Source organism: Kiritimatiellia bacterium (assembly GCA_026417735.1).
Lineage (GTDB): Bacteria > Verrucomicrobiota > Kiritimatiellia > PWTM01 > PWTM01 > CAACVY01.
Genome location: JAOACR010000015.1, coordinates 25,664 through 44,448 on the forward strand (window position 1 = coordinate 25,664; position 18,785 = coordinate 44,448).

19 protein-coding genes are annotated in these 18,785 nt (G+C 66.4%); 9 read left to right on the forward strand and 10 right to left on the reverse strand.

What is annotated here, in order from left to right; genetic code table 11:
* The first annotated feature begins 76 nt into the window (after nucleotides 1–76).
* Together N2652_07905 and N2652_07910 are read left to right on the forward strand one after the other, a co-directional pair.
* Nucleotides 77–631 carry a hypothetical protein gene (locus N2652_07905; protein ID MCX7819113.1) on the forward strand — a complete coding sequence of 185 codons (555 nt, stop codon included), beginning with the start codon at nucleotides 77–79 and terminating at the stop codon, nucleotides 629–631.
* A complete protein-coding gene (locus tag N2652_07910; protein ID MCX7819114.1) occupies nucleotides 624–1,625 on the forward strand; it encodes an aminotransferase class IV in 1,002 nt (333 codons plus the stop codon). The genes N2652_07905 and N2652_07910 overlap by 8 nt, the downstream gene beginning before the upstream one ends.
* Nucleotides 1,626–1,643: 18 nt before the next feature.
* On the opposite strand, the gene N2652_07915 is transcribed toward N2652_07910, so the two are convergent.
* The 5 genes from N2652_07915 to N2652_07935 form a co-directional block, all read right to left on the reverse strand.
* Nucleotides 1,644–2,378 (reverse strand): alpha/beta hydrolase, encoded by a 735-nt coding sequence (locus N2652_07915; protein MCX7819115.1) that lies wholly within the window; start codon nucleotides 2,376–2,378, stop codon nucleotides 1,644–1,646.
* Nucleotides 2,368–3,837: a phytoene desaturase family protein gene (gene crtI, locus N2652_07920; protein ID MCX7819116.1), complete on the reverse strand. Its 1,470-nt coding sequence runs from the start codon at nucleotides 3,835–3,837 to the stop codon at nucleotides 2,368–2,370. Before crtI ends, N2652_07915 begins: the two co-directional genes overlap by 11 nt.
* Nucleotides 3,834–4,835, reverse strand: coding sequence for a squalene/phytoene synthase family protein (locus tag N2652_07925; protein ID MCX7819117.1), 1,002 nt, complete (start codon nucleotides 4,833–4,835; stop codon nucleotides 3,834–3,836). Before N2652_07925 ends, crtI begins: the two co-directional genes overlap by 4 nt.
* A 119-nt stretch (nucleotides 4,836–4,954) precedes the next feature.
* The gene (locus N2652_07930) at nucleotides 4,955–7,003 is read right to left on the reverse strand and encodes a heparinase II/III family protein (GenBank protein MCX7819118.1); all 2,049 of its coding nucleotides are present in this window, start codon (nucleotides 7,001–7,003) and stop codon (nucleotides 4,955–4,957) included.
* 8 nt (nucleotides 7,004–7,011) lie between these two features.
* Nucleotides 7,012–7,557 (reverse strand): 8-oxo-dGTP diphosphatase, encoded by a 546-nt coding sequence (locus tag N2652_07935; GenBank protein MCX7819119.1) that lies wholly within the window; start codon nucleotides 7,555–7,557, stop codon nucleotides 7,012–7,014.
* A 230-nt stretch (nucleotides 7,558–7,787) separates the two neighbouring features.
* Here N2652_07935 and N2652_07940 point away from each other — a divergent pair, with 230 nt between their 5' ends.
* Nucleotides 7,788–8,285 carry a GNAT family N-acetyltransferase gene (locus N2652_07940; protein MCX7819120.1) on the forward strand — a complete coding sequence of 166 codons (498 nt, stop codon included), beginning with the start codon at nucleotides 7,788–7,790 and terminating at the stop codon, nucleotides 8,283–8,285.
* Here the strand turns inward: N2652_07940 and N2652_07945 are convergent.
* From N2652_07945 to N2652_07955, 3 genes are read right to left on the reverse strand one after another with little or no spacing between them, the layout of a single operon-like run.
* Nucleotides 8,282–8,911, reverse strand: coding sequence for a site-2 protease family protein (locus N2652_07945; GenBank protein ID MCX7819121.1), 630 nt, complete (start codon nucleotides 8,909–8,911; stop codon nucleotides 8,282–8,284). The genes N2652_07940 and N2652_07945 overlap by 4 nt on opposite strands.
* Before the next feature lies 1 nt (nucleotide 8,912).
* Nucleotides 8,913–9,272, reverse strand: a complete 360-nt coding sequence (locus tag N2652_07950; GenBank protein MCX7819122.1) for a rhodanese-like domain-containing protein — start codon at nucleotides 9,270–9,272, stop codon at nucleotides 8,913–8,915.
* Nucleotides 9,273–9,283: 11 nt separating this feature from the next.
* Complete coding sequence (locus N2652_07955) at nucleotides 9,284–10,225, reverse strand: DUF975 family protein (protein MCX7819123.1); 942 nt, start codon at nucleotides 10,223–10,225, stop codon at nucleotides 9,284–9,286.
* A gap of 76 nt (nucleotides 10,226–10,301) precedes the next feature.
* On the opposite strand from N2652_07955, the gene N2652_07960 reads away from it, so the two are divergent.
* Nucleotides 10,302–11,177, forward strand: a complete 876-nt coding sequence (locus tag N2652_07960; protein MCX7819124.1) for a 50S ribosomal protein L11 methyltransferase — start codon at nucleotides 10,302–10,304, stop codon at nucleotides 11,175–11,177.
* Here N2652_07960 and N2652_07965 read toward each other — a convergent pair.
* Together N2652_07965 and N2652_07970 are read right to left on the reverse strand one after the other, a co-directional pair.
* Nucleotides 11,152–11,976: a glycoside hydrolase family 16 protein gene (locus tag N2652_07965; GenBank protein ID MCX7819125.1), complete on the reverse strand. Its 825-nt coding sequence runs from the start codon at nucleotides 11,974–11,976 to the stop codon at nucleotides 11,152–11,154. The genes N2652_07960 and N2652_07965 overlap by 26 nt on opposite strands.
* Nucleotides 11,977–12,000: 24 nt before the next feature.
* Complete coding sequence (locus tag N2652_07970) at nucleotides 12,001–13,080, reverse strand: DUF3187 family protein (GenBank protein MCX7819126.1); 1,080 nt, start codon at nucleotides 13,078–13,080, stop codon at nucleotides 12,001–12,003.
* Nucleotides 13,081–13,125: 45 nt separating this feature from the next.
* On the opposite strand from N2652_07970, the gene N2652_07975 reads away from it, so the two are divergent.
* The 5 genes from N2652_07975 to N2652_07995 all read left to right on the forward strand — a co-directional run bounded on the left by N2652_07975 (nucleotide 13,126) and on the right by N2652_07995 (nucleotide 18,785).
* Nucleotides 13,126–13,791, forward strand: coding sequence for a phosphatidylserine decarboxylase (locus N2652_07975; GenBank protein MCX7819127.1), 666 nt, complete (start codon nucleotides 13,126–13,128; stop codon nucleotides 13,789–13,791).
* Nucleotides 13,788–14,537, forward strand: a complete 750-nt coding sequence (locus tag N2652_07980; GenBank protein ID MCX7819128.1) for a CDP-alcohol phosphatidyltransferase family protein — start codon at nucleotides 13,788–13,790, stop codon at nucleotides 14,535–14,537. Before N2652_07975 ends, N2652_07980 begins: the two co-directional genes overlap by 4 nt.
* Nucleotides 14,538–15,460: 923 nt before the next feature.
* The gene (gene nqrA / locus N2652_07985) at nucleotides 15,461–16,885 is read left to right on the forward strand and encodes an NADH:ubiquinone reductase (Na(+)-transporting) subunit A (GenBank protein MCX7819129.1); all 1,425 of its coding nucleotides are present in this window, start codon (nucleotides 15,461–15,463) and stop codon (nucleotides 16,883–16,885) included.
* The gene (locus tag N2652_07990) at nucleotides 16,886–18,097 is read left to right on the forward strand and encodes an NADH:ubiquinone reductase (Na(+)-transporting) subunit B (protein ID MCX7819130.1); all 1,212 of its coding nucleotides are present in this window, start codon (nucleotides 16,886–16,888) and stop codon (nucleotides 18,095–18,097) included.
* Nucleotides 18,084–18,785, forward strand: coding sequence for an FMN-binding protein (locus tag N2652_07995; protein MCX7819131.1), 702 nt, complete (start codon nucleotides 18,084–18,086; stop codon nucleotides 18,783–18,785). The genes N2652_07990 and N2652_07995 overlap by 14 nt, the downstream gene beginning before the upstream one ends.

The window sequence follows — 18,785 nt, forward strand, 5'->3', positions numbered from 1 at the left end:
CGGCCGCCGTCCCGGGGTTCATACAACGGCGCTCCGCTTGGCGGCGCCCGCCCGCTGGTCCACACTCTCCCCGACCATGTACCGACTGCGCATTCGCATTCGCGGACGTCCCCGTGGACGATTGATCGTCAGCGAGCCGCGCGTCGTCATCGGCTCCGACGCGTCCGCGGAGCTGCGCTGGCTCAACGCGGCGCTCGCACCGCGGCACGCGGAACTGATCGAACAAGACGGCATCGTTGCGATCCGCGCGCTTTCACCCGATGCGCCGGTGACTGTGGCCGGCCGTCCGGTCGGCAACGAAGCGGTGATCATACCCCCCGACGCGACGGTGCGCCTCGGCGCGCTGGAGATCGAGCTCGTCGGCGCGCAGGCGGAGCCCCCGCGGATCGAACGGCACCGCATCGGCGCGATGACGGCGATCGCCGCGGCGGCGCTGAGCGCGACGCTCGCGCTCCAGATCCTCGTTCTGAATCGGGCCGCGATTTGGAGCCGCAAATGGCGAGACGACACCGTCCGACCGCTCCGCGAGGACCCCCTTGAGCGGCCACCGACCTCGCACCGGAACGCCGCGCACATCGTGAACACCGGCGCGGTTTCCAAGCGGGCGATGGAGACCGGTCCCCGTGAGTGAGCTGCCGCTCCTGCCCGTCGGTCAGCCGCCGCCGATTCCGCCTCGGCCGTGGCACGAGCGCTACTACGCGATGTACTCCAGCGAGTGGGATGCGATCACCACCGATGCGCGCTGGATGATGGTGCCCGTCGACGACCACGTTGTGCATCGCGGGGACGGCGTATTCGAGACGATGAAGTGCATCGCTGGCGGAATCTATGCGCTGCGCGAGCACGTCGCCCGCCTCCTCCATTCTGCCCGCTGCGTCGGACTCCAGCCGCCGTGGAGCAACGAGGAGATCCTCTGCCGAATCCTGGCCACAGTTCGCGCGGGCCGCCGGCCGGACTGTCTGATTCGCGTATTGCTCACACGCGGACCGGGCGGATTCGGCGTCGCACCCACCGAGTGCCCGCGACCGGGCCTCTACATTATCGCCTATCGCTGGACGCCGAGCTTCATGGTCAGTCATCCCGAAGGGGCGCGCGCGACCATCGTGGATGTGCCGTTGAAACCTGGCTGGTTGGCAACAGTTAAAACCTGCAATTACTTGCCAAATGTGCTGATGAAAATGGCCGCCAGTGCGGCGGGGGCGGATTTTCCGATCGCGCTCGACGAAACGGGCTGCGTTGCGGAGGGTGCCACCGAGAACATCGGCGTGGTGATCCGCGGGGAACTCGTGCTTCCACCGCCCGGCCGCATCCTTGACGGAATCACCATGCAACGGGTGCTCGCACTGGCCGCGAATGCTCCCTGCGGCAGCGGGCTCGCCGGAGTCCGGCGCGCCGCGATACCGAAAGATGAGCTCCTGGCCGCCGATGAAGTGCTGGTCTTTGGCACGACTCCAGACGTGACCTCGATCGTGTCGATCGACGGCCGCCCCGTGGGGGACGGACGGCCGGGGCCGGTACGCGCCGCACTGCAACAACTGCTTGAACACGATCAGCTGAGCAACCCCCGGATGCGGACCCTCGTCGGTCTGGTCGGGACTGAGCCGGCCAGCGACGCTGTTCCGTAACGCACCCGCCGGCGAGTGTCAGGCCTCCACCGCCAGCGCCGCCAGTTGCCTTGCGCCGCGCACCAGCGGCAGATGCCCCACACCGCGGAGAGGCCTCACGTGAACCTGCGGCCACATCTGTTGAAACCGCCCCACGGAACGGCGTACCGCGCCGAAGGTGTGTTCGCCCACCGCGACCGTGATCGGAAGCCGGAGGTCCGAGAATCGCTCAACCGGTTCCAGCTCCCGCAGCATCCGCAACCAGTGTAGCGTCGCATCGTGATCCAGCCCTTCGAACGCCGTCAGAAAGTCATCATCGCTGGACTGCAGGCGGCGGAGCACCGCCGTGACGATCCGTCGGCCGGCCGCAGTCGCGAAGGAGACATGATATGCCGCGGCACCGGGTGCCCCCCACAGGAACAGGCGGAAGTACCACGGCACATACGCGAAGGGATCAATCAGGAACAACCGCTCCACGAGCGCCGGACACCGCTGCGCTGCAAGCAGCGCCAAGATCGCGCCGCTGCAGAACCCGATCCAGCGCGCGGGGCCAACGCCCAGCCGCCGCAGATCGGCCACCAGCTCGTCCACAATCGCGGTCGCGGTCCAGACCACCGGCCGTGGCGAGCGTCCGTAGCCCGGCAGGTCCGCGCTCCACAGTCGCCAGCCCGGAGGCAGCCGCGCCGCCAACGGGGCGAACTGACGGTGGTCCCCTCCCCACCCGTGCAGCGCAACGATGTCGCGATCACCCGCGCCGAACGTTTCAATGTGCATCGGAGAACACCCGCCGCGCGGTCATCGCGCCGGACAGCGCCACCATCGGCAGCCCGGTCCCCGGCCGCGTGCTCGCGCCCACGTAGTACAGGCCATGCACCTCCACATCGCGATTCGGGGGGCGAAGCGGCCCGATCTGCGCCCGCGTGTGCGCGGCGCCGAATGCCGAACCGTCGAACAGCCCGTACCGGTCGCGCCAGTCCAGCGGGGTCCAAACAACATCCACTTCCCGCGCCGCCTTGGAAATCGCCCAGCCGTGTTGGGCAAGCCGCGTCTCCACCTGCCGCCGCACCCGCTCGACAGTGGCCCCCCAGCTGTCATGGTGCTGGCTGATGCAGGGACACGGCACCAGCACGAACACCGCATCCGCACCCGGCGGCGCAAGCGAATCGTCGGTGCGCGACGGCACGCTCACGTAAAAGGGCAGTTCCGCCGGCAACCGGCCCGCCATCAGTTCCGCATAGGCTCGGCCACTCGTCGTGGGCAGAAAGATCGTATGGTGCGGCATTCCGGGCACACCGCCCCGCACACCCCAGTAGAACGTGATCACGCCGGGCGTCATTCTCAGCCGCCGGCGCGCGGGGCGGCCCAGCAGCTCTCCCCACGTCGTGGGCACATCGACGTTGGACACCACGCAGCCGGCAGCCTCCACCTCCCCGTCCGCCAACTCGACGCCCTCCACGCAGCGCCCCTTCGTCCGGATCCTCGAAACCCGTCGGCCGGTGACGATCCGCACGCCGAGTTCACGCGCGAGCGTCTCGACCGCCTGAATCAGCGCGTACATGCCGCCAGCAGGAAGCCAGAGCCCGTACGCCAGCTCCCCATAGGGCAGAATCGAGAACAGACCGGCCAACTCCGCGGGCGAGCCGCCAAGATACATCGCATAGGCACCGAACGCCTCTCGCAATCGTGGGCTCCGAAAAAAGCGGCCCAGTTCAGCATCCAGCGAGCGCCAGACCGCCGTTCGCAACATTTCCCGCGGCGAAAGCGCGGCGAACCAGAACAGCAGACGTTCCCGATCGCTCGTGACCAACTTCCGAAACGCGAGGTTGTATTTCACCTCCGCATCGGCGAGAAACTCCATCAAGCCGATCGAATCGCCGGGAGACACCCGCTCGACCTCTTCACGGAGACGGTCGAGCTCGCCGCACAGCGTGAACGCACCGCCGTCCGGCCAAACAAAGTGGAGCGCGGGGTCCACCCGCTGCAGTCGCACACGTCGATCAAAGTCCGCTCCCGCCGCTGCGAACAGTTCGCGGAAGACCCACGGGTAGTTCAGCAGAGACGGCCCCGTGTCGAACCGGTACCCCTGCTGTTCGATCCGTCCCGCGCGCCCGCCGGCCTGCGCGTTGGACTCGAACACCGTGACCTGAAGGCCCGCACGACGCAGATGGATCGCCGCGCTGAGACCCCCGAGCCCCGCGCCGATGACGACCGCCCGGTCCGTCCTCACGTTCATTCGCCGATGCCGGATGGCTGCAGGTAGGCGCGAGGAAGTATCCAGTACTTGCTACATGGCAACACGCGCCACTTCTGGTGGAACGGCACCGAGAGCCGGCGACCGCCCGCGTCCGGCGCCCGCAGAATCGCCCGGTTCAGCGCTCCATAGACATTGATGCAGGCACGGATCGCGATGCGACTATCCTCCGCAAACGCGTCGAGTCGCCGGGCCGCCTCGGCATAGCGCCGCTCCGCATCCTCCGCGAGCCGGCGCACCGCCGCCCGTCGCCCCGCCGGCGACTCCCAGTCGCCGTTCCGCAGATGGCTGACCGGCACATACCGCCGGCCCCGCCCATCGTCCTCAACCACGTCGCGGGCAAAATTGGTCAGCTGCAGCGCAATGCCGAGCTCACGCGCACAGCTGAGCGCCTCGCCCCAACGATCGGCCGAGGCGGCCCCATACACATGCGCGAGAAAATAGCCCACCACCACCGCGCTGCCGTAGACGTACGTCTCGATCAGATCGTCAAGGTCCTGAAACGGCCGCGGCCGGACATCCCGGCGCATCGCATCGAGAAACTCGTGGTAAAACACCGGCGGAATCCGGCAGCTCTGGATCACCTGCGCAAAGCCCGCGACGAAACACGGCACCCGCGCCTCGAGCGCGGATCGCAGATCCCCGCAGGCGAGTCCGCGATCATAGCCCGCCGCCCATTCGTCGAGCCGCCTCAGCTTCTCCTCCGGCGCAATCGCCAACGTGTCGACCACCTCGTCTGGATAGCGAACCGCGGCATAGATCACTTCAACCCGGTCCCGCTTCGGAGCCGGCAGAAACCGGCTGACCATGAAAAAGCCCGTCGTGAAGGACCGCATCACATGCCGCGCCGCCCGCACGACGTACCGCCACGGGTCGTTCGATGCCAGCGCCCGTTCGCGAACGGACTCCATCAGTGCGTCCCACGCATCCTCGGTCCAAGTGACCGCACCCGTCGGTTTTCCCTGGTGGCGTATGTTCATCACGTCGTCACGCTCGAACGGCACGGCGATTATCGCAAAACCTACGTTTGGTGCCCCCACCTCGCAAGTTTCGCATCACGCGCGCCTCCCCCTCAACGCGATACGGGACCGATCGCTCCTCACTGGCCCGGCGGCTCGGACCACTCCCAGCGAACAGCGCGGCGCCGGCCATCCGCCAGCTCGATTTCCAGCTCCTGCTCCGCGACGCGAACCGAGCGGGGCGGTGGGTCCACCGTCTCGGCAGGGGCGGGACGGAGCACAAAGGTCAGCTCCACGGGTCCCTCGGCGACGCGCTGGAACACGACAGTTGGAATGGGACGCATCGCACCATATCCGCGCGATGGGGCCGGTAGCCACCCCAGCACCACCGGATTGGTCTGACCGCGGATGACGTCGACGCGATCGGCCCCATAGGCGACCAAACTCAGGTTCGGCCCCGATCGAACCGTGCGCACCCACAGTCCAGAGACCACCGCATCCGCAGCATCGAGGTGAAACAGCGCCTCGTAACGATGGGCCGTGGTGTCCATCGGCGTGAGACGGTCATGGACAACGAAGAGGTCCGGCAGCAGATGAACAACCCGGCGTCGGTGCACCGCGAGCCGGCGCGCCTCCCGTCCCCACCCTTCATCGTAGGCCGCCTCCGCGACTGCGACCTCCGCGTTCGTCGCGAAGCGCAGGGCGACGGGCTCGCGGACGACCCAGGTTTGGCGGGGCGACTTGCGCCGATTTTGTTCGAGACCGTCCATGAGCACCACGTTGTGCGCCCGGCTCGAAAGAACCCAACGCCGCCAGATGCTCGCGTCGTAGGTGTAGACGCCACCCTCGACCAGCAGCGGCGCGCCGTAGGCGGTGAGGATCACGTTCAGCTTGTCCTCGTGCTGATGGCCATAGCCGAAGGGTCCCGCATCAAAGCCCAGCCACACCGCGTCCCGCTCCCAACCGCTGCGGAAAAACACCTGCCCGGCGTACCGCAGACACCGCGTGGGCGCAGGCGGCGGCTCTCCCTCGCGACCGTCCGTCCACAGCCAGCGGAAATCCCGCCGGTGCGGGAACAGACGCACCGCCGTCTCGAAATAACGTGCAACGTCGCCTTCGGAGGAATCATTGAATGGCGGCATTCGGCGCGTCGGCTGCATCGAACTGAGGAGGTAGTCGTACATTCGTTCGAGCTTCTCGACATAGCCCGGCGGAACCTCGAACCCGGTCCTGGAAACAGACTCCACCGGCCCCAAAAAGTTGCAGAGACTCACCGAGTGGTACCCCGGCGCCAACTCGATCTGTGCGCCGTCCGGATAGACCTGCGCATCCAGTTCCGCCGCAAGCCGCTCGAGCGCGGCCGCTCGCCACAGCGCAGCGTCCCGGAACTCCGGAAACAGCGCGCCCACATGATAGAGGCCGTTCGCCTCCATCGTGAGCCAGTTCCCCGAGGTTTTGAACCTCATCAGGTACCGCGCGTGATCCACCCAGCTCGCCAGCCACAGCAGCCACGTCTCTTCATCGAACGAACGAGAGGCCAGCACGCGCGGCCAGACCGCCGGCCAAATGGTACCGCATCGTATGCCCGCTTCGATCGTGCGCCACTTTGAGCCGGGGCCATTGTCTGCGCGGTCGGTGGGAGGCGGGCACGAACGGATCCAGTCGCGGATGAGCTCGGCGAGCTTGCGGGCATATTGCTCGTCTCCCGTCTCGTAATACGCGCTCGCCAGATCGAGCCACGCCCTGTGCCGGTTGAGCTGCCAAGTCCACTCGTGGTTGGCCGCCCAGCGTGAGTCGGGCTGAGTGGTCGGGTTGAACCCCCAGTCGACCGTCTCGCCGAACTGCCACACGATGCCAATCGACTCGAAACGGTTTCGCAGTACCGCACGAGCCCTCGAAACCGACGCATTCGTGGAATGCCCAACCGCGAAGGGATCCACCGGCCAGCGGGGTCGTGAACGGGTGCGCAGGTGGCGCACCAGCGCGGTGGCGGCCTCCCGCTCGTCTCCCCTCCGGACCGCCTGCTGAACTGCCGCCAGTTCGGGTAGCTCAAGGTCCAACGCGGCCAGCAGCTCGGAGCGACTAGTCGCCGGTCCCTGGCGCACAATCCCCGCTGCAGCACCCGTACGGACCAGCGACACCGACAACAGCAAAAAAACCGTGGACCTGCGCACTGTTCGCCGTCGCATCACTGTATTCACGCGGGCGCCGTTCGCCCTCCCTGCACAGCGGGCACCGTCTGTACCTCATATGCCAGCATCTGGTCGCCGTCGAACACAAAACGGCCGTCCACCGTTTCCCCCGCAAGAACTTTCGGCAGCCAAAGAGGATCGTCCGCCCACATGCGTTCGTAGGGAATGGCTTCGATAGGAGTCCAGAACGGCCGGGCTTCTGCGGTTTCCACCGCCCCTCCTTCCGCGGACCCGGAAACGAAGATGGCCGCCTCGATGGAAAAACCGTCCGTGAACTGAAAGCGCAGCCGGCCGCGGTATTCCGGGGCCAGTGGCCGCACGCCTACTTCTTCCATCGTTTCGCGGACCGCCGCGTCAGCCTCGGACTCGCCCGGCTCAACGCGGCCACCTGGCGCATTGACCTTCCCCGCCCCGAGTCCGCGTTTTTTTTCGATCAGCAGCAGGGCGCCGTCGCGGCGCACCAGCATGAGGGTTGCACGCTCGCGCGGCACCCACCCTGACCACCACCGGGTCCACTCGGAGGTCCCAGGACGTGGCCACGAGCCGCTCACGGAATCCGTCGTCTCTTCACTCACGAAGGCACAATAACGCCGCCTACCGACTCGCCGCAACGCCACTCTGGGGAGCTTCCCAGCCGGCAGCGGCTGGATAAGCCAAAAGCCGATGTGTCCTCCGGCGGAGCGATCCTCCCGGTGTTGCCCCTCGACCGACCGGTTCCACCGCAGCGCGCTTGACGGAGCAACCCGATTGTGGATGACTGCTGATCAGACCTGTGGCCTAAGTGATCACCATCCGCGAAGGGCGGCCAGAAGACCTGCTCGAGATCGTCAAACTGGACGGCGAGCTCATGGAGTTCGACCGCACGTTTGACGCGACGTTGGACCTTGACTGGCCAAACAGCGAGTCTGCCCGCGCGTTCTACACCGACCGGCTCGCCCGGCGGGAGGGTATCGCCCTGCTGGCGGAGGACGGGGGGCGCGTGATCGGTTACCTGCTAGGATGTCTGGAAAGCACGGCGGAGTATTCCGTGCCCGAGACGGCGGCTGTCATCGAGTGTCTGTTCGTGCGGCCATCCAGTCGCGGCCAGGGGGTCGGGCGCCAGCTGGTGGAGCGCTTCGAGGAGTGGGCGCGCGCGTCGGGGGCGCACCGGTTGCGAGTGGCGGTCTCGGCGGCCAACCGCGGCGCACTTCGTTTCTACCGCCGGCAGGGATTCCGGCTGTTCGACGTCGTGCTCGACAAACTGATCGGTGGCGGCCGTCCCGCGGGCTCAGGGGGCTAGACCAGCAACGCCAGCGTCGCGGACGCCAGACGGGCACCGCCCACCCAGATGAGCACGCCCGCAGGCGTCAGAAAAATCACCGCCAGTGCGAGCCATGCAAGCAGGCTGCCCGCACGCTCGGCCGCGTCCTCCAGCCGGGGCACCAGCGCCTCCACCACCCCCCACCCATCCAGCGGCGGTAGCGGCAGGAGGTTCAGGAGCGCGAGCGTCGCGTTCGCACGCGCCGCATAGGCAAGAAGCCAGGGTGCTCCCTCCACCCGAATCTGAGGCGTCCAACGCAACAGGAGCGCGGAGGCCGCAGAAAACGCCACCATCAACAGCAGATTGGCGACCGGGCCGGCCAGGGAGACCAGCACGCGATCGAGGGGGCGCAGCCGCCGGGGGCTGACCTGCACCGCGCCCCAGGTCAGACCAAATATCAGCAACATCAGAATTGCTTGAATGCCCATTTGGCGGGCCGGATCCAGGCAGAGATGGCCCAGCTCGGCCGCGGTGCTGTCCCCGCGCCGCACTGCGAACCATGCGTGCGCAAATTCGTGGACGCAGACCGAGAACATCACGATCAAGACCCACGCCAGATACTCCCAAGGCGCTTCAAAGAGCCGCGTGAAAAAGAGGCCGCTCATCTCATTCCGAGCCGCCGGATTTCAAGGGCCGCCCTTCAGCGCACCAGCGGCTCATATGTCCCTCCAGCAAACGCACATCTCGGCACCCAAGGTCGCGCAGCGCCGCCGCGACCGCGCGAGCCCGGCCGCCGTGTGCACACGTCACAACAATCCGTCGTCCCCTCCATCCCGGTTCTCCGACACCCCGTCGCGCGACTTCCGTGTGCGGAAGGTTCACCGCCCCTGGAATGTGACCGGCGGCGAACTCGGCCGGCGTGCGCACGTCGAACACCAGCGGTGGCTCCTCCCCCTGCATTGCGGCGACCAGCTCCTCCGGCTGGACGGTCGGAAGTTCCGGGGAGGAGCGGCGAAACGGCCACATCGTGCAGCGCCTCACGTCTCGGGCGGCAGCGCGTCCCGATACCAGAGCGCCATCGCCACACCCGCGTACGGCATCAGAAACAGAAAGCCGATACCGCAGCTGAGCAACGACAGCAGCGCCCATCCGAAGAACCGGAACACAAACCGCACAAACTTCCACTTTCGCCCTCGCATCAACTGCACGCTGCGACGAACCGCCTGCAACGCGCCCACGCTTGCATCGTCCGCAATGACCAAGAGGGTCAGCACGTACCGCAACGAGACCGCCAACAACGCTGCAACAATCACCCCCCCCACCACGGCCAGCACAACCCCGTGCGCGGCGCGCCATCCGGCTGGATCGAAACCGGCGCCGAGCGCCGGAAATATCAGCGCGGCCAGCAGTCCCACTAGAAACACAATCGCCGCGGACCACAGCATCAGAAAGACAGAAACCAGGAGCTGTGCCGCTAACCCGGCTCCCCAGCGGACAAACCCGCCAAAAAGGTCGGCCGCCCGCGCCGGCCGGCCGTCGGCCACATTCAACAACACCCGCAACCATCCGAGCGTGAACGGCACGCCCAGCACGAACGCCGCGATTGAACCGACCGGCGGCTGCGCCATCTCCAGAACGGCACCAATCCCCTGCACCACCGCGGCAATGACGATCCACAGCAACGTGATACCGACCATCTCCGCCCAATGGCCGGCTAGCGCGGCCCGTGCGGCGCGGGTGATCTCACCGTTGGGCGTCGTACCCGCTGTCCCCGCCCGCGCGCGCGACTCGGCCGGGAACACCGCGGCAAGCCCCTGCACCGTGCCAGCTGGCCGCCACTCCGCCCCGAACTCCGGCTGCCACACCAGTTGCTGCGGCCGTAGCCGCCCATCCCGCGCGCGCGCCAGCAACTCCTCCAGAGGGAACGGACCGATCGGCTGACCGTCCTCAGCAATGTACCATGAAGAAGTGGGCTCCATGGCACGAATAGAGCACGGGGCGGCCCAAAAAGCAAAGCGGCGCAGCTTGCAGCGCCGCACTCCGGAGTTCGGTGGCATGTGGACCGTCGTGACGCTGCTGACCGCCACTCGGTGCGCACCGGCCGTGGCAAAGTGGGCTCGGCGCAAGGGGGGTGTGGAGCCGGTTACGTTGACGCGGCCGCGCGACCCCCGCGCGTGGGTTGAACTCTACTTCCCAAACCGTGCCGACGCCGAGGCGTTTCGTGCGAGCGCCCGGCTCCACGACAAGATCCTCGCGGTCGGCGTGCGGACGGAACGCCTCCGCGACTGGAGCCGTGCCGTCCGGCACCATTTCGGGCCGGTGTGCATCGGCAATCGCCTCCGCATCGTTCCGGCATGGCAGCCCGGACGGCACTCCGCTCGGATCCCGGAGATCCGCCTGGAACCGGGGGCCGGCTTCGGCACAGGTCAGCACTTCACTACCCGGTTCTGCCTCGAGCGGATTGTCGCACACTGTCACCGGCATCCCCGACCGCGGAGTCTGCTCGATCTCGGCACTGGCAGCGGCATCCTCGCACTCGCCGCCGCGCGACTCGGTGTGCGGCGTGTCGTCGGTGTGGACAACGATGCCGAGGCTCTCGCCGCAGCCGCCGCGAACGCTCGCCGCAACGGGCTGGATCGTCGGGTTCGATGGCTGAGGGCGGACCTCCGCGACGGGCTCCCGCGGAGGCGGTTCGACCTGGTGGCCGCCAATCTGTACGGAGCGGTGCTGATCTGCGCGGCGCGCCACCTCTCGCAGATCACCGACCGCGCACTGATCGTCAGCGGTGCTCGGGAGAGCGAAGCCGACCGCGTCGCCGACGCCCTTCGCGCAACCGGCCTTCGCGAAGTTCTGCGCGATGGTGACGGAGTCTGGTGCGGAATGGAGTTCGTGCCCGGCGGGGAGCTCAGCGCTGCTGAGCGGGCCGAATGACCTCGCTGGTCGGTACCGCCGGATCGGTGTACACGCGCACGAACTCCACCTCCATGCGCGCGGACTTCAGCTCCGGGTCAATCCCCCGCTGACCGCCCCAGTTGCCCCCAATCGCGATGTTCATCAGCAAATACTGCGGTGCGTCAAACGGCCACGCCTCCAGCCCGGCGCCGGGCTCTTTCGTATAGACGAATCGCTGCTCTCCGTCCACTTCGAACTCCACCCGATCGGGGCGAACGTTCACGGCGTAGTCGTGGAACGCTGTCGAGGCACCGGGCAGCGTGAACTTCGCGCTGCGGTGAGTACCACGCCGGTGGTTGTATTTCTCAGTGTGAATGGTCGTGTGGATCACGTCCGGTTCGAATCCCACCATTTCCATGATGTCGATTTCGCCGCGGCGGGGCCATGGAAGCATCGGGTCATGCACGCCCATGGTCCATAGCGCCGGCCACGTGCCGCGACCACTCGGCAACTTCGCGCGAATCACGATGCGGCCATGACGAACGTGCATCCGGCCCAACGTGATCAGGCTCGCCGAGGTCCACTCCCGCCCCTGCCATGGTTCGCGCCTGGCCTCGATCACCAGCCGGCCGCCCTCCACCCGCGCATTTTCAGCACGCGCGTGCGTGTAGTACTGCGCCTCCCGATTGCGGATCACGCCCACCTCGTAGGTCCAACGAGCGGAGTCGGGGAGGCCGTCACGCTCAAACTCGTCCGCCCAGGCCAGCCGCCATTCGGCCTGAGTCAGCGGCGTCACTGCGAGCACCAGCCCAATGCTCAACCCCCACGTCCTCTGCATACATCACCTCCGTAACTCAGGAGTCTACCACTGCCAGGTCAGCGCGGCATGCACTCCGACATCTGCGCTGTTCGAAAAGCGGAACACGTTCTCCACCAGCGCCACCTCGATGACGAGGCCTTCGCGAAGCCGGTGCTTCACGCCAAGCTGGACCTCATGCGCCGGTTCGGAAAACGTGTGGTAGCGTCGCGCCACCGGCGAAGTGAGCAGATATTGCGCCAGCAACGCAGTGCGGTCGGTGAGGTCGAACCGCACGCCCGTCAGCGCGCTCAGCTCCTCCGATCGTAGTTCGATACCCGCCAGCCGGCGCGCCGGCGCATGCGTGAAACTTCCGCCGCCATACACGACCCACCGCGAGCGGCCCAGACGCTGAAAGGCCAGCAGCGAACCGCCCCACAGCGGATTTCCCAGCCCCTCGAGACGGCGCTGGCGGCCGGTGGGCAGCGTCAGACCAAGGTGCGCGAAAAGCACCGGCCCCCTCGCCGCGCGGGAACGATGCACGAGCGTCGCAAACACCGGCACATCCCCAATCCCCCAGGACTCGTCGTCATCCTCGAAGGTCCGTCCATCAGGGCCGGTAAACCGGATCCGGAACCGGTTGCGCGGAAAGTCCTCCCGGTTGGCGTTGCCAATGCGGACGGTGCGATGAAACCATTCGATCGCTCCGTCACCGACCCCCCCCGACCGACCAATGATCGGCAGCCCCACCGACAGTCGAAAATTCTCCGAAACCGCGCGGGTCAGCGTCACGTCCGCTGCGAACCATTCGCCATCCATCAGGTACGCGTCCTGCCGATGCAGCCAGACATTCCCGAGCGTCAGGGCGGCTCTCAAGGCATACCGCCCGGCCCCCAACGTCTCGGTGCTCGCGTAGCCGACGTTGGGGCGCAGCAAATGCCCCGGAGAAACGGTGCGCAATGCCAGATGGCCAAGCCCGTCGGCGGGAGGAGGCTCGTCGGCCACGACCGCCAGGGTCGCGCTGAGTGCCAGAAACAGGACAAAGCCCCCTAACTGCATCGGCCGCAGTGTAGCCGCCGCCGCCCCCGCCGGCGAGTCTGGCCAACGGAGACGCTCCCCCGCCTTGTGCGTGGACAACTCCCTCATTCCACCGGTATCTTTCCGCATTTACGGGTCACACAGGATCAGCCGATGAGGATCGTCCGCGAAGGATGGCCGTTGGTGGGCGCGGCCGCAGCGCCGGGCGCATGCATCGCCCTGGTCGCCGGACTGACCGGATCGCCGGCCGGGGTTGCTGGCGGTGCCGCGCTGGCGACGGTCGCCGCTGGTGCAATGGCATGGTTTTTTCGGGACCCGCCCCGAAACGTACCCGCCGACCCCGATGCGCTCCTTTCGGGCGCCGACGGTCGGGTGATGGAGATCGCCGAGGAATCCGAACCGGAGTTCATCCGAGGGCCCGCGGTCAGAATCAGCGTGTTTCTCAGTTTGTTCGATGTGCACGTCAACCGAGCGCCCATCGCCGGCCGCATTGTGGCGCTCCAGCATCAGCCCGGTCGGTTTCACTTCGCGTTCCTAGCCAAAGCGTCGCGCGAGAATGAACGCAACACGATCGTGATTGAGGGGGCCCACGGCATCTGCATCGTCCGTCAAATCGTGGGGCCAGTCGCCCGGCGCGTGGTGCACTGGCTCGAGATCGGTCAGCATGTGGGCGCCGGTCAGCGCATCGGCCTGATGAAGTTCGGCTCCCGACTGGATGTTCTGGTTCCGTTCGACTCGATTGAGATTCTCGTTCGACCGGGTATGATGGTGCGGGCGGGCGAAAGCAGACTGGGGCGATATCGGACGGCGCGATCGTGAACAGCTCGGTGCGAAGAGCAATCGTCAACGCAATGACCCTCGGCGTGCTCGTTGCCGGCATTGCCGCATTGCTAGCGGGGCTGGCCGAGAACATCTCGTTGGCGGCGGAATTGATTCTGTTGGCCGCGATCATTGACGGCCTGGATGGCGCGCTGGCCCGAGCGCTTCGCGCGACCTCGGACTTTGGCGAGCGGCTCGATACCTACGTGGACACCGTGACATTCGGCGTTGTACCCGCCGTCGTCACCTATCAGGCGCTGTGGGCGGATTACGGCCTTTGGGGAAGTGCCGCGGCCGGCTTGGTGATCCTGATGGCGGTATTGCGATTTGCACGCGGATGTTCCTTTGCATCGCCCACCGGCCGGCATGTGTTCCGAGGCCTGCCCATCCCGGTCAGCGCAAGTTGGCTGGCGATCTTGCTGCTGGTGATGGACAAGGACCTTTTTGAGGTCTCTCCGTTGGCGGCGGACCGCGGAGCGGTGATCGCGGTCTACAGCCTGGTCGCGCTCGTGCTCGTGCTCCTCCAGATCTCTAATGTGCGATATTTGAAACCGTCGCGCCGACAGCTACGAACTGCGATGTTGGCCGTGCTGGTCGCCGGACTCATCACGCGGCTGCCCTTGACCGCATTTTGTGCGGTCGCCAGCTTGAGCCTGCTCGTGTACGTGATCGATGGTTTGCGCCGGCATCGTGCGCACGCGCTGCTGGCCCGCGGTGACGAGCATGAGGCGGTGATTCGCCGCTGAACCCACCTGCGCTTCGCGGCCTCTCGAAGCGCTGTGAACTCCGCCGTCGCCCACTGTGGATCGCCGGGCCGATGTTGCCGCCGCGAGACGCTCGTCACTCCCGTGCGGCGTCCGGAGCCACGAGACGAGCGCGGCATGACAGACCCAGCTGGTCTCCCCGCAGCCTTTTGCGGATGCAGTCCGGCCAGAACCAGTCCGCCGCCGCGGTGGCTGCTTGCGAAACCGCGTCCCAAGTGCCGTTGCGCGCTCGAGTGGCACCCGGGCGGGGCCGGCGCCCAGTCTCGCACCCGCAGCACCGACGCGCCGGCGCATCGGACGCCTGCTCGTTTTGCCACCGACGGCCGACCTGCCCGAACTGTTTCTCCCACTTCGCGCCTGACAGCGACATCGGGGGACCCGAGCCGCCCGCAACTTCGCTGTGGCCGCAGCACAGACGGGCGACCGAACGCATTCAACCGGTCGGCGGCTCTTTCTAAGGTCTCTGCAAAGCCTGACAGAAACCGACACGGAAGCCTTCGGTGGACTGACTCGATCGACAAGAAGTCAGGCGGCGTCCACGAGGTGCTTCCGAGGAACGTTGAACCCTCCCTCGGCTGAGTGTACCGGCTCGGTTTGGGCCTCCACTGGCGGAATTGAGGAAGCGAGGCGCACAAGGGCATTTTCGGAGCTGCGCACGCTGCACCTCCGCGTGCCGAGCCCACCACTGGCTGCGGTACCCTTGGCCCCCCGATCAAGCCTCTCCGATCCGACCGCCTGCCTGGATTCGCCACGTCGGTGCAGGCCGACTCGGTCCCCTTATGGGAAGCCGCTCCAAACCCGCCGGTGGCTGCGCCACAGGCAGGGAAGACCCGCACGGATTTGTGACGATGGGCCGCCCTGTCGTGCCAGTTGTGTCGTGAAGGGCCTGTTGGGAGGTTTGACCGGTGGAGTGCCTGAGCTATATTGACGCACTTCATCACATGAAGTCATCCAAACCCCAGGCTGAAGCCGGGCGCCACATCTCGGTGCGACAAGGCTTCGATATTCCGCTCGCGGGGCAGCCCGGGCCGGATCTCGAGGTGATCCCTGCGGTGACGCATGTGGCGGTCTTGCCGGTCGAGTTCTCCGACGTCAAGATGCGGCTGCTCGTTCGGGTGGGCGACCGGGTCAAGCGGGGGTCGCCCTTGGTGGAGGACAAGCGAAACCCGGCGTTTCGGCTGTGCGCACCCGCCGCGGGGCGAGTTGTAGCCGTTGACCTTGGCCCGCGACGGGCGATCGAGCGAGTTGTGATTGAGCGAGATGGCGACGATGCCGAAGACTTTGGCACCGCTGGACGCCCGCCCGCGTCGTTGTCTCGTGAAGAAGTTCTGAATGTCCTGCAGACATCCGGTCTGCTGGGACTGATCGAGCAACGCCCCTATGGCCGGCTCCCGGATCCCACCGCGAAACCGAAGGCAATTTTTGTGAACGCGATGGGAACCGCCCCATTTTCGGTCAGCGTGGAGGTGGCGCTGAAGGGACGAGCTAGGGAGTTCCACGCGGGCCTCGCAGCTCTGGGGCGGCTCACCGATGGGCCGGTGAATCTGGTGGCGGCTGGCGGACCCGTGAAGGCGGAGGCGATCGCAACGGTCGGCGACCTGGCGCGTCTGTACACCTTCAGTGGTCCCCACCCGGCGGGCAACACGAGCGTGCACATTCACCACATCTCCCCCATTCGGCCCGGAGAGGTGGTGTGGGCGGTGAAAGCGCCTGATGTCGTCGCGATCGGTAGTTTGCTGCTGACCGGCTGTTTCCCCACCGACCGTGTGATCGCGCTGGGTGGCCCGGCTGTGTACGCCGGAAAAGCCCGACACTACCGGCTGCCTTGGGGGTGCCCGCTGAGCGCGCTGCTCGAGGGCCGGATCGAGAAGGGCGCACGCGTGATCGCCGGCGATGCGCTCAGCGGCTCCGCAGTTCGCCCAGACAGTTACCTCCCGATGCGAACCAGCTCGATCACCATCTTGCCCGAGGACAGGTCGCGCCACTTCCTCGCCTGGGCAAATCCACTGGCAAACGGCGTGAGCGCGTCGCGGCTGTTCCTTTCCTCATGGCTGCCCCGCGTACCGCGGCCGCTCGGAACCAACCGACATGGCGCGGTCCGCGCAATGATCGTCACGGGCCTGTATGATCGCTTCTTACCCATGCGCATCCGGCTGGACTTTCTGATCCGGGCAATACTCTCCCGCGACTGGGAAGAAGCAGTTCAGCTCGGCCTGCTCGAGATTGTGCCGGAAGACGTGGCGTTGGCGGCCTACGCGTGCCCGTCCAAAATGGACCTGGTCGGCATTGTGCGCGAAGGTTTGCGCCTTGCAGCGGCGGAGGGCATCTGAGTGGACACGCTGCTGAAACTTCTCGAACGTTGGCGGCCGAAGTTTGAAACTGGTCCGCTGCGGCCCCTTTGGCCGGTCTACGAAGCACTCGAAACCTTCCTGTTCACGCCGGCGCACACCACCGACGGGCCGCCGCACCTTCGCGATCAGCTCGACATGAAGCGCTACATGATCACCGTCCTGTATGCGCTGGTCCCCTGTATCCTGTTCGGTATGTACAACGCCGGTGTACAGGCCTACAAGGCCGCCGGTATCGCGGGCGCTCCCTTCTGGCCCACCCTGGCGCTCGGTGCCCGACTGGTGTTGCCCATCATCATCACCTCCTATGCGGTGGGTGGCTTGTGGGAAGTGTTGTTCGCGGCCGTACGCAAACACGAGATCAACGAGGGATTTTTGATCACGGGGATCCTCTTCCCCTTGACGCTCCCGCCGACGATCCCCCTCTGGCAGGTGGCCGCCGGCATTTCGTTCGGCGTCGTGATCGCGAAGGAAATCTTCGGCGGAGTCGGTTTCAATGTCCTCAACCCCGCCCTCGCCGCACGCGCGTTTCTGTATTTCGCATACCCGGCACAGATTTCGGGCGACCGGGTGTGGGCCGCCCTGCCGCCCGGCGCCACGCTGGCCGACGGCTTCAGCGGTGCGACCTCGCTCGCGGTCGCGAAAGCCGCACCCGCCGGTGCGAACGCGGCACAGCTTCTTGCGGATGCCGGCTTCCCGTTCCGCACCATGGTCATGGGATTTGAACCTGGGAGTATCGGTGAAACCTCGGCGATCGCTGTGCTGCTGGGCGCCCTCCTCCTGCTGCTCACCGGCACCGGGTCATGGCGGATCATGGCCGGCGGTTTGATTGGTCTGCTCGGCACAGCATGGCTCGTAGGGCGCCTCCCCCCCTCGGTGCTCGCCGCGCACCCGTTTCTCTCGTTGCCTCCCCACTACCATCTGGTAATGGGAAGCTCCCTCTTCGGCATTGTCTTCATGGCCACCGATCCTGTCTCTGCTGCCGCCACCAATGAGGGGAAATGGATTTATGGGGCACTGATTGGAGCCCTGACCGTGATTGTACGTGCGTTCAACCCCGCCTACCCCGAAGGAACCATGCTGGCGATCCTGTTCATGAACGTGATGGCACCGCTGCTCGACTACCTTGTCCTCCGCGTTCACATCCGCAACCGCAGGCGGTATCTGGAGAGTTTTGCCCGTGCCGACGTCTAGCGAACGTTACGTTCTGGTCTACGCCGGTGTCGTCTGCCTGCTGGCCAGCGTTGTGCTGACCTCCGCGGCGACCGGCCTCCGACGCCGCCAGGAACAGGCAGCCGAACTGGATCGTAAGTTCAACGTCCTAAAAGCCTTTGGCGCAGAGGTCGTCGCCCCGGACGGACGCCGGCTGCCGCCTGCGCGCATCGAGGTGATGTATCGCGATCATGTGCGCGAGCTGTGGGTCGACCCCCGCAGCGGCGCGTCGCTCGAGAGGCCATCGGGACCGGAGGCCTTGCCGGTCTACCAGTGGATGGAAAACGGCCGGCCAGTAAAGACCGCCATCCCTGTCTCGGGCAAGGGGCTGTGGTCCACCATTTACGGCTACCTGGCGCTGGACGCGGAGCTCGATGAAATTGTGGGTCTTACGTTCTACCGCCACGGCGAAACGCCGGGACTCGGCGGTGAAATCGAACAGCCGTGGTTCCAGGACCAGTTTCGCGGCCGCCGTATCGCGCGCAACGGCGAGTGGTTGCCGATCGTCGTCGCGAAGGGGGTCGCCTCACCGGAAGCGAAGTCCGATCCGCACCGACTGGTGGTCGACGGCATCAGCGGGGCGACGTTGACCGGCCAGGGCGTAACGCGGTTTCTCAACGAGTGTGTAAAAAAATACGAGCCATACCTGCGCACCGCGAGAAAGGGGTGA

What these genes read in the sequence shown, in the direction of transcription:
- N2652_07930 (MCX7819118.1), bottom strand. Translation starts at nt 7,003, where the DNA reads ATGCGACGGCGAACAGTGCGCAGGTCCACGGTTTTTTTGCTGTTGTCG.
- N2652_07925 (MCX7819117.1), bottom strand. Translation starts at nt 4,835, where the DNA reads ATGAACATACGCCACCAGGGAAAACCGACGGGTGCGGTCACTTGGACC.
- N2652_07975 (MCX7819127.1), top strand. Translation starts at nt 13,126, where the DNA reads ATGAGGATCGTCCGCGAAGGATGGCCGTTGGTGGGCGCGGCCGCAGCG.
- crtI (MCX7819116.1), bottom strand. Translation starts at nt 3,837, where the DNA reads ATGAACGTGAGGACGGACCGGGCGGTCGTCATCGGCGCGGGGCTCGGG.
- N2652_07960 (MCX7819124.1), top strand. Translation starts at nt 10,302, where the DNA reads ATGTGGACCGTCGTGACGCTGCTGACCGCCACTCGGTGCGCACCGGCC.
- N2652_07955 (MCX7819123.1), bottom strand. Translation starts at nt 10,225, where the DNA reads ATGGAGCCCACTTCTTCATGGTACATTGCTGAGGACGGTCAGCCGATC.
- N2652_07905 (MCX7819113.1), top strand. Translation starts at nt 77, where the DNA reads ATGTACCGACTGCGCATTCGCATTCGCGGACGTCCCCGTGGACGATTG.
- N2652_07950 (MCX7819122.1), bottom strand. Translation starts at nt 9,272, where the DNA reads ATGTGGCCGTTTCGCCGCTCCTCCCCGGAACTTCCGACCGTCCAGCCG.
- N2652_07970 (MCX7819126.1), bottom strand. Translation starts at nt 13,080, where the DNA reads ATGAGGGAGTTGTCCACGCACAAGGCGGGGGAGCGTCTCCGTTGGCCA.
- N2652_07945 (MCX7819121.1), bottom strand. Translation starts at nt 8,911, where the DNA reads ATGAGCGGCCTCTTTTTCACGCGGCTCTTTGAAGCGCCTTGGGAGTAT.
- N2652_07915 (MCX7819115.1), bottom strand. Translation starts at nt 2,378, where the DNA reads ATGCACATTGAAACGTTCGGCGCGGGTGATCGCGACATCGTTGCGCTG.
- N2652_07965 (MCX7819125.1), bottom strand. Translation starts at nt 11,976, where the DNA reads ATGCAGAGGACGTGGGGGTTGAGCATTGGGCTGGTGCTCGCAGTGACG.